The sequence below is a fragment of the Romboutsia sedimentorum genome (assembly GCF_030131845.1).
Taxonomy (GTDB): Bacteria; Bacillota; Clostridia; order Peptostreptococcales; family Peptostreptococcaceae; genus Romboutsia_D; species Romboutsia_D sedimentorum.
In genome coordinates this window covers 928616-942191 of the sequence record NZ_JASKYM010000001.1, presented here as the reverse complement: position 1 = coordinate 942191, position 13576 = coordinate 928616, and the positions used below count along the sequence as shown (strand labels likewise).

The window sequence follows — 13576 nt, the reverse complement described above, 5'->3', positions numbered from 1 at the left end:
TCTGGAGGTTGTTATGTCTTTGAAAGAGTTTAATACCAAAGGACTAGTTGAGTTCAAAGGTAGTAAAAGAGGGATAATAGTAAATATTAAAAGATTTGCGTCTTTTGATGAGATAAAGCAAGGTATAATAGAGAGGCTAGAATCATCAATAGGTTTCTTTAATGGAGCTAGAATTTATGAAATCAACTGTGATTATTTAAGTGATATACAAATTATAGAAATAAAATACGATATTTCATCAAGATTTGATGTTGAGTTTGTTGAAGACTATGAAAAAAAAGAAGTTTGTAACTTTCAAACTAAATATGTTAACAATCTTAGATCTGGAGAAAATATTGAATTTGATGGTGATGTAATTGTAATGACGGATATGAAATCTGGTTCACAAGTAAGTTCAACTTCAAATGTAGTTGTAATGGGAAACATAGAACCTGGTGCAAGAGTGATGGCTAATGGAAATGTAGTTGTAATGGGTAGTGTAAAGGGATTTATACACGCAGGCGCAATAGGCAATGAAAATGCTTATGTTGTTTCTAATAATCTTAATGCACGAGTATTGCAAATAGCACAAAACATAGCCGAAGCCCCAGAAGACGAAGATTATGAAGAAGAAAAATCAATCATCCCAGAGATAGCCTTGGTGAATAATGGAAGAATAGTTGTGGAGAGTTATTCACCTAAAGTAATAAAATAATAAGGATGAATCCATAGGGGGTAGTAATATGAGCGAAGTTATAGTTATAACATCTGGCAAAGGTGGAGTTGGAAAGACTACTACCGCGGCAAACTTAGGAACTGCTCTAAGCCTGGAAAATAAAAAAACAGTTATAGTAGATGCAGACATCGGACTTAGAAATTTAGATGTAGTTATGGGTCTTGAAAATAGAATTGTTTATGACATTGTAGATGTTGTCGAAGGAACTTGTAGATTAAAACAAGCATTGATAAAAGACAAAAGATTTGATAACCTATACTTACTACCAGCAGCTCAAACAAGAGATAAAAACGCAGTTACAGTAGAGCAAATGGCTGACTTAAGCACTCAGCTTAGAGAATCATTTGATTATGTATTAATAGATTGTCCAGCAGGAATAGAACAAGGGTTTAAAAATGCTATAGCTGGAGCAGACAGAGCAATAGTAGTTACAAATCCAGAAGTATCTGCGGTAAGAGATGCAGATAGAATAATAGGATTGTTAGAAGCTAATGAAATTAAAGACATCCAGCTAATTATAAATAGAATAAGACAAGACATGGTAAAACGTGGAGACATGATGAATAAAGAAGATATCATAGAAATCTTAGCTATAAAATTATTAGGGCTAGTTCCTGATGATGAAAGTATAATAGTATCAACAAATAAAGGAGAACCTGCTATTTTAGATTCTAAGTCTAGTGCAGGTCAATCTTATAAAAATATTGCTCAAAGAATATTGGGCAATGATGTACCATTAGAAGAGATACAAACTGATAATAATATATTTATTAAAATCAAGAAAATGTTTGGTATGGCCAAGTAGCAAAGGGGGATATATCCGTGTTAGATTTATTCAAAGTTTTTTCTAACGAATCTAGGACTAGCAAATCTGTTGCAAAAGAAAGATTGAAATTAGTCTTAGTACATGATAGAGTGGATTGTTCTCCACAACTTTTAGACATGATAAAGGCAGATATTCTTAAAGTTATAGCAAATTATGCAGAAATAGAAGAAGATGGTCTTGAAATAAAAATGTCTAAAGTAAGAGGGGATCAAGACTATATGCCAGTGTCTGCGTTAGTCGCGAACATACCGCTTAAACATATAAAAGATAGAAATATGTAAAAATAGTTAAAGGGGGAATAAAATCCCCCTTTATTTTGATTATTTTAAAAACAACATTTTAAATGCATAAGGTAAGGAAGATGGTGAAAATATGATTGAATATAAATCGACTGTTAAATTAATAAAACAATTAGATTGGAAACTTATAATTATTGTTCTAGCTATATTTAGTTTTGGATTATTAGTTTTAAGTAGTGCTACTCATGCACAAATAACAGGAAATTATGGACAAATATACAAGCAATGCATGGGCTTTGGGCTAGGGATTATTATGATAATTGGTATACTTTTATTTGATTATAATTTCTTAGGTAAATATTATAAAGCGTTGTATATAATAAGTTTATTGATGTTAGTGATAGTTTTAATTCCGGGAATTGGATCTTCAAGAGGTGGAGCGAGATCTTGGATAAGCTTAGGGCCATTAGATTTTCAAACTTCAGAATTGGTAAAGTTAACATTTATATTAAGTTATGCAAAAATAGTAGAATCTAAAAGGGGCAAGTTAAATACTATCAAAGAAATAATACCTGTAGTAATATATGCACTCCCTTTTATAGGGTTATTATTTGCACAACCTGATTTAGGAACAGCAATAGTCTTTAGTTGTATAATAGCTTCTATGTTATTTATATCAGGACTTGATATAAAATTAATAAAAAAAGTTATAATTATAGCCTTAGTGTCATTACCTATTATGTATATGTTTATGGCAAGTCATCAAAGAGAGAGAATAGATGCATTCCTACATCCTGAGGACGCTACACTTAAAGGTAATTATCAAGTAATGCAATCTATGATTGCAATAGGATCTGGAGGAACAACAGGAAAAGGGCTATATAATGGTACTCAAAATCAAGAGGGTTTTTTACCAGTTCAAGAAAGTGACTTTATATTTGCAGTTATAGGAGAAGAGTTAGGGGCGCTAGGAATGGCAACGGTAATAGCTTTATATGCTTTGTTTTTAACTAGGATGATAGCCATAGCTAAAGAAGCTAAAGATTTTTATGGTACTCTTATTGTAACTGGAGTTATGGGCATGTTTGCTTATCAAATTATTCAAAATATTGGTATGACAGTAGCCTTAATTCCTGTAACAGGTGTAACATTACCATTTATAAGTTATGGAGGTAGTTCCTTATTAACATCGTTAGCAAATTTAGGACTAGTTTTAAATGTTTGCATGAGAAGAAAAAAAATAAACTTTTAATAAATTCGGAGGGGAATATGAATATAGCATTAATTGCACATGATGAAATGAAAAACACAATGATTGGATTTTGTATAGGATATGAGGCTATATTAAAAAAATATGGAATTTATGCAACTGGAACTACAGGTGAAAAAATTATGGATGCAACTGAATTAAAAATTAATAGAGTTGCATCAGGTCCACTTGGTGGAGACCAACAAATCGGTTCATTAGTGGTATCTCAAGAGATAGACTTAGTTATCTTTTTAAGAGATCCACTTACATCTCAGGCTCACGAACCAGATATACAAGCACTAATCAGACTATGTGATGTTTATCATGTTCCTGTAGCAACTAATTTAGCTTCAGCAGAAATATTTATAAAAGGTTTGGATAGAGGAGAACTTTCTTGGAGAGAAGTTAGAAAAACTAATAGTCAGAGAAGTTAATATTACAAAAAAGAGTATCATGTTTATTTACATGACACTCTTTTTTTATAAAATAAATATAATATAGTTAAAAATAAATATTTATTATGATTGCATTATTTAATTAATTCACCGTATTTAGCACCAAATTCAAAACATTCATTTAAAGTATCATCGCTTGGGAAGAATTTCTTTTTTAATGTCTCAACAGGCATTTTAAATGACATTGATTTTAATAAAGTTTCAGCCATAGTTATACCTTCGCCACTCCAACCGTAAGAACCAAACACACCTGCTATCTTGCCCACATTAGCCATAGGATCTATTACAGAGAACAAGTCCCACATAGGTTTAACCATACTTCTATTTATAGTTGGAGAGCCTAATAAAATAACTTTAGACATTACAACAGCATCATGCATTTCTTTTAAACTAATATTTTCTAAATCATATAGCTTAACTTTTGCACCTTTTGAAAGTAATCCTTCTTCTATTTTTTTTGCCATTACTAATGTATTGCTGTAAGCTGATAGGTAAAATACTGCTACTTGGTTTTGATTAGTAGTATTTACAACTTCAGTTGACCAATCTAAATATCTTTTAACTGCTGCCATAGGGTCTTTAGTAAGCATTGGTCCATGAGAAGTTAATATTGTGTCAAAATCTATTTTTAAATCAACTACTTTATTAATAGCATTTAAAACGTGTTTAGCAAAAGGCTTAACTATGCAATCATAGTAGTGTTTAGATGACTTTAGATAATCTTCACTTTCTACAGCATTTGCATCAACGTTAGCAAAGTGACATCCGAAAGCATCGCAAGTAAATAAAGTTTTGTCTTCTTCAACATAAGTAAACATTGTATCTGGCCAATGTAAAAATGGTGCAGTTATAAATTTAATGTTTCTTTTACCTATATTTAAAGTTTCTCCATCTTTTATAACGTGGCATTTAAATGGCTTATTGATTTGCTCACTTAAGTATAGTTTTGCAACACTTGTACAGAAAACTTCTATATTAGGATTTAAATCTAAAAGATACTTTAAGCTACCAGCGTGGTCAGGCTCAGTATGATGGATAACAACATAATCTATATCAGCTATATCTGTAGCTTGTGAGATATTATTTAAAAATTCATCTTTAAAGTTTGGTTTTACAGTATCGAATAAAACTGTTTTCTCATCTTTAATTAAATAACAGTTATAAGTAGTACCAAACTCTGTTTCCATTATTATATCAAATACCTTTAAATCTTTGTCTACGACTCCTGTAAAGTAAATATCTTTTTTTACTTCAAATACATTACTCATTATAAATCCTCCTAAAAAATAAAATTATATAAAGATTATACCCAAATAATATATATCAAAACAAAATACAACAATATATTATTAAAAATATGCGTACAAATATAATATAACACACTTCAAATAAAAAAATAATAATAAGGGAACTTAAAAAAATCGAATTCAAAATAAAATATTAATTTAAAAAATAGTTAAAATAGTAATTTGAAATAAAAATGCCATCATTTAATATAATAAGGAAGTACATTGGAGAAACTATATCTAAAATAGTTAATAATATTTTGATACATAATATCATATCGTGTATAATAATACGTATGTCTAGAAAATAATAAACTTATTGGAGGTTTTACACATAGATGAATAAAGTAGACTTAAAAAGAATTTTAAAGAAGGTTGAAAAGCCTGCTAGGTATCTTGGAAATGAGATTAACTCAGTACACAAAGATACGTCAAATGAAAACCTAATAAGATATGCTCATTGTTTCCCAGACTTATATGAAGTTGGAATGAGCCACTTAGGAAGTCATATATTATATGATGTAATAAACAAAGATGAAGATGTATTTTGTGAGAGAGTATATTCTCCAGCAGTTGACATGGAAAATATAATGAGAGAAAAAAATATACCTTTATTTGGTTTAGAATCAAGAGAAGCTATAACTAACTTTGATTTTGTAGTATTTACACTTCAATATGAGTTATCGTATACAAATATTTTGAATATATTAGACTTAGCTAATATACCATTACTAAGAGAAGATAGAAAATTAGATGACCCATTTATAATGGTTGGAGGACCTTGTGCTTATAACTGTGAACCATTAGCTGATTTTGTTGACATAGTAATATTAGGTGAAGGTGAAGAAGTAAACTTAGAAGTTGTTAATGCTTATAAAGAATGGAAGAAAAATAAAACTACTAGAGCAGATTTCTTATATAAAATATCTAATATAGAAGGTGTTTATATACCAAGCTTCTATGATGTTACATATAATGAAGATAATACAGTTAAATCTGTGTTACCAAACAAAGAAGGAGTACCAGCTAGTCCTCAAAAAAGAATAATTAAAGATATGGAAGAAGCGCCATATCCAGAAAAGCTAATAGTACCGTTTATTGATACTGTACATAACAGAATAGTTTTAGAATTATTTAGAGGATGTACAAGAGGTTGTAGATTCTGCCAAGCAGGTATGATATATAGACCTATAAGAGAAAAAAGCGTAGAAAGACTTAAAGAAATATTAGAAAATCTAGTTAAAAATACTGGGTATGATGAGATATCATTATCTTCATTAAGTACAAGTGACTATAGCCAATTAGAAGAACTTACAGACTACTTAGTTCATGAATACACTGATAGAAACATTGGGATATCACTGCCTTCATTAAGACTTGATAATTTCTCTATGGAAATAGCAGAAAAGATTCAACAAGTAAGAAAATCAGGACTTACATTTGCACCAGAAGCAGGAACTCAAAGAATGAGAGATGTTATAAATAAAGGTGTAAGCGAAGATGACTTAGAAAATGCAACTAGAAAAGCATTTGAAATGGGATGGAACCGTGTCAAGTTATACTTTATGATAGGGCTTCCAACAGAGACTTATGATGATTTAGATGGTATAGCAAACCTTGCATACGATGTTATAGATACTTATAGAAATGTTCATAATGGAAAAATAAAAAGAGATTTTGGTGTTACAGTAAGTACATCAACATTTGTACCTAAACCATTTACACCATTCCAATGGCATGGACAAGATACTACAGAAGAAGTAGTAGAAAAACAAAGACATTTAGTTAGAAAATTAAAAAATGGAAACATAAAATATAACTATCATGATTCTAAAACTAGTTTAATGGAAGCTGTTGTAGCTAGGGGAGATAGAAAATTAGGTAAAGTTATATATGATGCATTTAAAGCTGGAGCTAAGTTTGATGGATGGTCTGAACATTTTAATTTAGATACATGGAAAGAAGCTATGGAGAAAAATAATCTTTCTATAGAGTTTTATGCAAATAGACAAAGAAACTACGAAGAAGTATTCCCTTGGGATCATATAGATGTAGGTGTAACTAAGCAATTCTTAGTTAGAGAAAATGAAAAATCAAAAGAAGATACAATTTCTCCAGATTGTAGACATAAATGTAACGGATGTGGAATAAATACACATGACATCGGAAGGGGGCTTTGTTAATTATGAGTAAGATAATAAGAACTAAATACAATAAAGAAGGCGATATGATATATATATCACACCTTGACTTACAACAACTATTACAAAGAGCATTTAGAAGAGCTGATATAGAATTAGTTCACTCTCAAGGTTATAATCCTCACCCTAAGATAAGTTATGGAAATGCATTAGCTTTAGGAACAGAAAGCCAAGGAGAGTATGTAGATGTTGAAATAGAAAATGACTTAAGTGTTGAAGAGTATTCAAGTAGAATGAATGCACAATTACCAAAAGGTATAAAGTTTATAAAGTCTGTAGAAATAACTAAACAAACTCCATCACTTGCATCAAACATAGAATATGGAGAGTATATATTTACTATAGATTTAGAGAAACCTTTAACTAAAGAATTTATAAAGTCAAAAATGCTAGAATTTATGAGTCAAGAAGAAATAATGATAACTAAGAAAAATAAAAAAGGAAAAATGGTAGAATTTAATATAAGACCTATGATAAAGCAGTTTGATGTATTAAATTTAAGTGATACATGTGTAACTCTTGAGGCTATGGCTGCTACAGGTTCTAAAGCAAATTTAAATAATTCTATATTTGTTCCTAAAATATTAGAAATGTTAGAATTAGACATGGACCCATTAGATGTAGATATATTAAGAAGAGATTTATACGTAGTAGAAGATGGACAATTAGTATCTCCTATGTAGATTAAAAAGGTGGGTAAAACCACCTTTTTTCTATGTCACGATATTGTGAAATAAAAATATTTATTAAAGGAATAATTTAATGAAAAAAATAATAATAGAAAATTTAATATCATCTCAAAAAACTGCTGTGCTTGAAGATGATAAATTAGTAGAGTTATTTATAGAAGATAATAAAAAAAATAAAATAGTTTCTAACATATATAGAGGTATTGTAAAAAAAGTACTTCCAGGAATAGATGCTTGCTTTATAGATGTTGGGTTTGATAAGTTAGCATACCTTCAATTAAAAAAAGATACTAATATAAAATGTGGACAAGAAATATTAGTTCAAATAAATAAAGAAGAAATAGGAACTAAGGGAGCTAAGTTAAATCTTGAAATAAGTTTAGCTGGAAGATATTTAGTTTATATACCATCAAATAGTAGAACCACTATATCAAATAAAATTACATTAGAAAAAGAAAGATTTAGATTAAAGAAAATTGCAAAATCTATAAACGAAGAAAATGTTGGTTTAATTATAAGAACGGAAGCGATAGGTTGTAGCAAAGAAGAATTACAAGAAGATATAGAAGAATTAAAAAATCAATATGAAAATATACAAAAAGAATACAAATTAGGAATGGGACCGAAACTTTTATATAAAAGTCTAGATTTTTGTACTAAATATGTAAAAGATAATGCAAATGAATATGTAGATAAAATAATAACTAATGATAGTATAAAGTATGAAGAACTGAAAATAATATTAAAATCTATAAAAAAAGAATATGTAGAAAAATTAGTATTAGAAGAAGACAAAGATATATTTGATTTATACAAAGTAAACAATCAAATAGAAAAATGTTTGAATAAAAAAGTATGGTTAAAAAGTGGTGGATATTTGATAATAGAAAAAACTGAAGCCCTTACGGTAATAGATGTTAATACGGGGAAATTTACTGGCAATTTAAAGCTAGATGAAACTGTATATAAAACAAACTTAGAAGCTGCAGTAGAAATTTGTAAACAATTAAAACTTAGGGATATAGGTGGGATAATTATAATTGATTTTATAGATATGCATAAAAATGATTATAAAGAAGAACTTTTAAAGACACTACAAATACAATTAAAAAAAGATAAAAGAAAGTCTGAAGTTTTAGGTATGACGAAACTTGGCTTAGTAGAAGTAGCTAGAAGGAGAGAAAAAGATTCTATAGATAAGTATTACTTAGATGAATGCATAAAATGTGATGGTAGGGCTTATAATAAATCAGTTAATTACTTAATAGACACTATAGAAAAAGAAATTATTAGGATTAAGGTACATACATCGTATAATAATATTACAATAATGTTAAATAATGATTTATATAATATAATAAATAAAAATTATAGAGATATAATTGAAAAAATTAGCGAAAAATATGGTATAATAATATCGTTAGATAATAGCAGTGAATTAAATTACGAAAAAATAAATATAATTTATAATACTTAGTTGACAAATGCACAAGTAAGTAGTAATATTAATAACTGTAATGCCGCACAGACAAGGTTACAAACTTCTTTAATGAAGTACCTATATGGCGAGTTTAAGACCGAGGAGGTGTATTTTAATGTACGCTATAGTTAAAACAGGTGGAAAGCAATATAAAGTTGCTGAAGGTGATGTATTATTCGTTGAGAAGTTAGAAGCTAACGCAGGTGATGTTATAACTTTAAACGAAGTATTAGCTTGTACTAAAGACGGAGAGTTAGTAGTTGGAGCTCCAGTAGTTGAAGGTGCTTCTGTTCAAGCGAAAGTTGTAGAACAAGGTAAAGCTAAGAAAATAATAGTTTTCAAATATAAGGCTAAGAAAGATTATAGAAGAAAGCAAGGACATCGTCAGCCATACACTAAGATAGTTATCGAAAAGATAAACGCTTAATTGTTGGTATAAATAATGATAAAAGTAAAATATTATTACGATGATGAGTTTTCACTAAAAGGATTTTGCTTAAAGGGTCATGCTGATTTCGCTGAAATAGGCTATGATATAGTATGTTCTGCGGTTACATCTAATGCTATTGCAGTCATAAATTCTTTAGACAAATTAGTGAAAGTTGAATTTGAAAGTGTAATAGGACAAGAAGGTCATATAGAGTGTATCGTTAAAGATAATTACTTAAAAGATTCTCAATTACTATTAAATCATTTTCAATTATCTATTGAAGGAATAAAACGGGAATATCCCAAAAATATAAAAATCTTAAAAAAGTAGGGGGTGACTCCATATGTTAAACATGAACTTACAGTTACTTGCATCTAAAAAAGGGGTAGGATCTTCTAAGAATGGTAGAGATTCTATAGCTAAAAGATTAGGTGTTAAGAGATTTGACGGACAAGTTGTAACTGCTGGTAGTATAATAGTAAGACAAAGAGGTACTAAAATACATCCAGGAACTAACGTAGGTATAGGTGGCGATGACACTTTATTTGCATTAGTTGACGGTGCTGTTAAATTCGAAAGAAAAGATAAGAAAAGAAAAAAAGTAAGTGTATACCCAGTATCAATAGCTGAGTAATATACAAAGAAGGAGTGTTAATACACTCCTTTTTCTTGTAAATAGATATTTATAGAATTGTATGTATTTATTTTGGAAAAAATAATAATGAAATCTTTTTTTAAGATTTTAAATAATAATTTTGTTAAAATACTATCTTTAAGAAAAATTATCCGACGTGGATAATTTCTTATTTATTAGTGTTATAAAAAAGTTTAATCAAGTAGGTGATTAATATGTTTATAGATAAGGCAAGAATTTTTGTTAAAGCTGGAAACGGTGGAAACGGTACGGTAAGTTTTAGAAAAGAAAAGTATGTTCCAGCTGGCGGTCCAGATGGTGGAGACGGTGGACATGGTGCTAGTATAGTGTTTGAGGTTGACTTAGGTCTTAGAACATTAATGGATTTCAAATACCAAAGAAAATACTCTGCAGAACCAGGTGGAGACGGATCAAAGAGTAGAAGAGCGGGTAAAAATGGTGATGATTTAACACTTAAAGTGCCTGCAGGAACAATAATTAGAGATGAAGCAACAGGTCTTATATTAGCAGATTTAAAAAACGAAGGCGATAGAGCTACAGTTGTAAGAGGTGGTAGAGGTGGAAAAGGAAACCAACATTTCGCAAATGCAGTAAGACAAGCCCCAGCTTTTGCTAAATCTGGTACTGAAGGTCAAGAAAGATGGGTAACTTTAGAGCTTAAAATGATAGCAGATGTGGGTCTTTTAGGATTCCCTAATGTAGGTAAATCTACATTCTTATCAGTAGTTACTAAAGCTAAGCCAAAGATAGCTAACTATCACTTTACAACTTTAACACCTAATTTAGGTGTTGTTCAAACTAAGTTTGGGGATAGTTTTGTGTTAGCTGATATACCTGGACTTATAGAAGGTGCAGCTGAAGGAGTCGGACTAGGTCATGATTTCTTAAGACATGTTGAAAGAACTAAAGTTTTAATTCATATAGTAGATATATCAGGATTAGAAGGTAGAGATGCTTTAGAAGACTTTAACAAGATAAATGATGAACTTAAAATGTATAACGATAAATTATCTTCAAGACCACAAGTAGTAGTAGCTAATAAAATGGACATATTAGAAGATGAAAGTGTATTTGAAGATTTCAAAGATGAGTTAGAAGGTAGAGGATATAAAGTATTTAAAATGTCTGCAGCTACTCGTCAAGGTATAGATGATGTAATAGCTTATGTATCTCAATTATTAAATGAAGTTGAAGATGTAGAGTTAGTTACAGAAGAAGAAATGTACAAACCAGAATTAGACGTACAAGAAGACGAAGCTTTAACTATAGAAATCGAAGATGGAGTATATGTTGTTACAGGTAAAATGCTTAGAAGAATTTTATATTCTGTTAACTTTGATGATATGGAATCTCTTCAATATTTCCAAAAAGTTATGGAAGGTCAAGGCGTATTTGACCGACTTAGAAAAATGGGAATTGAAGACGGAGATACTGTTAGAATTTACGAGTTAGAATTCGAATTCTACAACTAGAATAAAAGAGGTGGAAAAATGTTAAAAGGAAAACAAAGAGCGTACTTAAGATCAGTAGCAAACACATTAAAGCCTGTTACTCAAATAGGTAAAGATGGCGTAACAGAAAGCTTTTTAGAGCAACTTGACAATATGTTAAGAAGCAGAGAAATAGTAAAAGTAACAATACTTGAAAATGCAGGTATCGATACAAAAGAAACTGCAAATGCAGTATGTGAAGCTTTAAGAGCTGAATTTGTTCAAGCTATAGGGTCTAAATTTACTATATATAAAAAGAATTTAGAAGAACCTAAAATAATATTCCCAGGACATGAGCAAGCTAAAGCTAAAGTTAAGCTTGAAAATGTTACTAAAAAAGGGAAACCAACAAAGAGATCGGAAAGAAGATAGTTAAATTTGAGCACCTGTTAAATACAGGTGCTTTTTATACTTTAATTTAAATAAAAAATGTTGATATATTAGCCACATATGGGTATATAAGTAATGTATATATGAAAATATAAACTTAATATATAATATTTTAGGAGGGTCAAATATGAGAGTTATAATAGTAGGGGCAGTTGCAGCTGGTATGAGTGCTGCTGCAAAATTAAAAAGAATGCAACCAAACTATGAAGTTGTAGTTTATGAAAAAACGGATGTGGTATCATTTGGAGCTTGTGGATTACCATATTTTGTTGGTGGATTCTTTGATGACCCAAATAGCATGATAGCAAGAAGCGCTGAAAAATTCAGAGAAACTGAGATTGATTTAAATACATTTCATGAAATCGTTAATGTCGATGTAACTAATAAAAAAGTTACAGTTAAAAATATAAAAACTAATGTTGAATTTGAAGATTCATATGATAAATTAATGATAGCAAGTGGAGCTAGTAGTATAATACCTCCTATAAAAAATGTTCAATTAGAAAATGTTTCGACATTAAAAAGCATGGAAGATGGAATAAAAGTAAAAGAACTATTTAATAGAGAAGAGAATAAAAATATTGTAATAATAGGTGCTGGATTTATAGGCCTAGAAGCAGTAGAAGCAGCTAAAAAGCTAGGTAAAAATGTAACTGTATTCCAATCTGGCAACAGAATATTAGAACAAGTTTTTGACAAGGAGATAACAGACGTATTAGAAGAAGAAATAAGAAAACATGATGTAAACTTGAGACTAGAAGAACTTGTATCAGAATTAATTGGACAAACTAAGGTAGAAAAAGTTATAACTAATAAAGGGAAAGTTGATGCGGATGTAGTTATAATAGCGACTGGTGTTAGACCAAATACATCATTCTTAAAAGACAGTGGAATAGAAATGTTGCCAAATGGTGCAATAATAGTTGATGAATTTGGTAAAACATCAATAGAAGATATATATGCAGCTGGAGATTGTGCAACTATACAAAATATAGTTACTGGTAAAGACGCTTATGTACCACTAGCAACGGGAGCTAATAAATTAGGAAGAATAGTTGGTGAAAACCTAGCTGGAGCCAATAATTCATTCCAAGGTTCGCTAGGTTCAAGCTGTTTAAAGGTTATGAATATGGAGGCTGGATCAACAGGCATTACAGAAATTCAAGCACAAAAATTAGGACTAGATGTTAAAATTAAGTTTATATCTGACTTTAACCAAACAAATTATTATCCTGGTAGAAATAAAATATATGTAAAACTTGTCTACGATGCAAAAACAAAGGTAATATTAGGTGGTCAAGTAGCCGGATATAAAGATGCAGTTCAAAGAACGAATGTAATAGCAACTGCTATATTTGCAAAGTTAACAACTAGTCAGTTAGGTATGTTAGATTTGTGTTATGCACCACCATTTGCAAGAACGTGGGATGTGTTAAATGTAGCAGGAAATGTATGTAAATAATAAATGATA

15 protein-coding genes are annotated in these 13576 nt (G+C 29.8%); 14 read left to right on the top strand and 1 reads right to left on the bottom strand.

The features are described 5' to 3' along the window. Positions 1-13: 13 nt before the first annotated feature. The 5 genes from QOZ84_RS04760 to mgsA all read left to right on the top strand — a co-directional run bounded on the left by QOZ84_RS04760 (position 14) and on the right by mgsA (position 3463). Positions 14-694, top strand: a complete 681-nt coding sequence (locus tag QOZ84_RS04760) for a septum site-determining protein MinC (protein WP_284131805.1) — start codon at positions 14-16, stop codon at positions 692-694. A 28-nt stretch (positions 695-722) separates the two neighbouring features. Next, positions 723-1520: a septum site-determining protein MinD gene (gene minD / locus QOZ84_RS04755; RefSeq protein ID WP_026901948.1), complete on the top strand. Its 798-nt coding sequence runs from the start codon at positions 723-725 to the stop codon at positions 1518-1520. A 17-nt stretch (positions 1521-1537) separates the two neighbouring features. Further along, positions 1538-1822 (top strand): cell division topological specificity factor MinE, encoded by a 285-nt coding sequence (minE, locus tag QOZ84_RS04750; RefSeq protein ID WP_026901947.1) that lies wholly within the window; start codon positions 1538-1540, stop codon positions 1820-1822. Positions 1823-1913: 91 nt separating this feature from the next. Further along, entirely contained in the window at positions 1914-3032 is a 1119-nt protein-coding gene (rodA, locus tag QOZ84_RS04745) for a rod shape-determining protein RodA (protein WP_284131804.1), read from the top strand. A gap of 17 nt (positions 3033-3049) precedes the next feature. Then, complete coding sequence (gene mgsA / locus QOZ84_RS04740; protein WP_284131803.1) at positions 3050-3463, top strand: methylglyoxal synthase; 414 nt, start codon at positions 3050-3052, stop codon at positions 3461-3463. Positions 3464-3558: 95 nt separating this feature from the next. Here mgsA and QOZ84_RS04735 read toward each other — a convergent pair whose 3' ends face one another. Beyond that, positions 3559-4752: an FprA family A-type flavoprotein gene (locus tag QOZ84_RS04735; RefSeq protein WP_284131802.1), complete on the bottom strand. Its 1194-nt coding sequence runs from the start codon at positions 4750-4752 to the stop codon at positions 3559-3561. A 356-nt stretch (positions 4753-5108) separates the two neighbouring features. Here QOZ84_RS04735 and QOZ84_RS04730 point away from each other — a divergent pair, with 356 nt between their 5' ends. From QOZ84_RS04730 to QOZ84_RS04690, 9 genes are all read left to right on the top strand, one after another. Next, positions 5109-6953: a TIGR03960 family B12-binding radical SAM protein gene (locus QOZ84_RS04730; protein ID WP_284131801.1), complete on the top strand. Its 1845-nt coding sequence runs from the start codon at positions 5109-5111 to the stop codon at positions 6951-6953. Between the two features lie 2 nt (positions 6954-6955). Further along, a complete protein-coding gene (locus tag QOZ84_RS04725; RefSeq protein ID WP_284131800.1) occupies positions 6956-7654 on the top strand; it encodes a TIGR03936 family radical SAM-associated protein in 699 nt (232 codons plus the stop codon). A 79-nt stretch (positions 7655-7733) separates the two neighbouring features. Further along, a complete protein-coding gene (locus QOZ84_RS04720; RefSeq protein WP_284131799.1) occupies positions 7734-9137 on the top strand; it encodes an Rne/Rng family ribonuclease in 1404 nt (467 codons plus the stop codon). Positions 9138-9255: 118 nt separating this feature from the next. Continuing rightward, on the top strand, positions 9256-9567 hold the full coding sequence (gene rplU, locus QOZ84_RS04715; RefSeq protein ID WP_026901940.1) for a 50S ribosomal protein L21: 312 nt from the start codon (positions 9256-9258) through the stop codon (positions 9565-9567). 15 nt (positions 9568-9582) lie between these two features. Beyond that, a complete protein-coding gene (locus QOZ84_RS04710) occupies positions 9583-9900 on the top strand; it encodes a ribosomal-processing cysteine protease Prp (protein ID WP_284131798.1) in 318 nt (105 codons plus the stop codon). 13 nt (positions 9901-9913) lie between these two features. Next, positions 9914-10204, top strand: coding sequence for a 50S ribosomal protein L27 (gene rpmA, locus QOZ84_RS04705; protein WP_284131797.1), 291 nt, complete (start codon positions 9914-9916; stop codon positions 10202-10204). 215 nt (positions 10205-10419) lie between these two features. Continuing rightward, on the top strand, positions 10420-11697 hold the full coding sequence (obgE, locus tag QOZ84_RS04700; RefSeq protein WP_284131796.1) for a GTPase ObgE: 1278 nt from the start codon (positions 10420-10422) through the stop codon (positions 11695-11697). A gap of 18 nt (positions 11698-11715) precedes the next feature. Continuing rightward, the gene (locus tag QOZ84_RS04695) at positions 11716-12087 is read left to right on the top strand and encodes a YhbY family RNA-binding protein (protein ID WP_026901936.1); all 372 of its coding nucleotides are present in this window, start codon (positions 11716-11718) and stop codon (positions 12085-12087) included. 145 nt (positions 12088-12232) lie between these two features. After that, the gene (locus tag QOZ84_RS04690) at positions 12233-13567 is read left to right on the top strand and encodes a CoA-disulfide reductase (protein ID WP_284131795.1); all 1335 of its coding nucleotides are present in this window, start codon (positions 12233-12235) and stop codon (positions 13565-13567) included. The last annotated feature ends 9 nt before the right edge of the window (positions 13568-13576 follow it).

What these genes read in the sequence shown, in the direction of transcription:
- QOZ84_RS04690 (WP_284131795.1), top strand. Translation starts at nt 12,233, where the DNA reads ATGAGAGTTATAATAGTAGGGGCAGTTGCAGCTGGTATGAGTGCTGCT.
- rplU (WP_026901940.1), top strand. Translation starts at nt 9,256, where the DNA reads ATGTACGCTATAGTTAAAACAGGTGGAAAGCAATATAAAGTTGCTGAA.
- obgE (WP_284131796.1), top strand. Translation starts at nt 10,420, where the DNA reads ATGTTTATAGATAAGGCAAGAATTTTTGTTAAAGCTGGAAACGGTGGA.
- QOZ84_RS04720 (WP_284131799.1), top strand. Translation starts at nt 7,734, where the DNA reads ATGAAAAAAATAATAATAGAAAATTTAATATCATCTCAAAAAACTGCT.
- minD (WP_026901948.1), top strand. Translation starts at nt 723, where the DNA reads ATGAGCGAAGTTATAGTTATAACATCTGGCAAAGGTGGAGTTGGAAAG.
- rpmA (WP_284131797.1), top strand. Translation starts at nt 9,914, where the DNA reads ATGTTAAACATGAACTTACAGTTACTTGCATCTAAAAAAGGGGTAGGA.
- QOZ84_RS04730 (WP_284131801.1), top strand. Translation starts at nt 5,109, where the DNA reads ATGAATAAAGTAGACTTAAAAAGAATTTTAAAGAAGGTTGAAAAGCCT.
- QOZ84_RS04735 (WP_284131802.1), bottom strand. Translation starts at nt 4,752, where the DNA reads ATGAGTAATGTATTTGAAGTAAAAAAAGATATTTACTTTACAGGAGTC.
- rodA (WP_284131804.1), top strand. Translation starts at nt 1,914, where the DNA reads ATGATTGAATATAAATCGACTGTTAAATTAATAAAACAATTAGATTGG.
- QOZ84_RS04725 (WP_284131800.1), top strand. Translation starts at nt 6,956, where the DNA reads ATGAGTAAGATAATAAGAACTAAATACAATAAAGAAGGCGATATGATA.
- mgsA (WP_284131803.1), top strand. Translation starts at nt 3,050, where the DNA reads ATGAATATAGCATTAATTGCACATGATGAAATGAAAAACACAATGATT.
- QOZ84_RS04695 (WP_026901936.1), top strand. Translation starts at nt 11,716, where the DNA reads ATGTTAAAAGGAAAACAAAGAGCGTACTTAAGATCAGTAGCAAACACA.
- QOZ84_RS04710 (WP_284131798.1), top strand. Translation starts at nt 9,583, where the DNA reads ATGATAAAAGTAAAATATTATTACGATGATGAGTTTTCACTAAAAGGA.
- QOZ84_RS04760 (WP_284131805.1), top strand. Translation starts at nt 14, where the DNA reads ATGTCTTTGAAAGAGTTTAATACCAAAGGACTAGTTGAGTTCAAAGGT.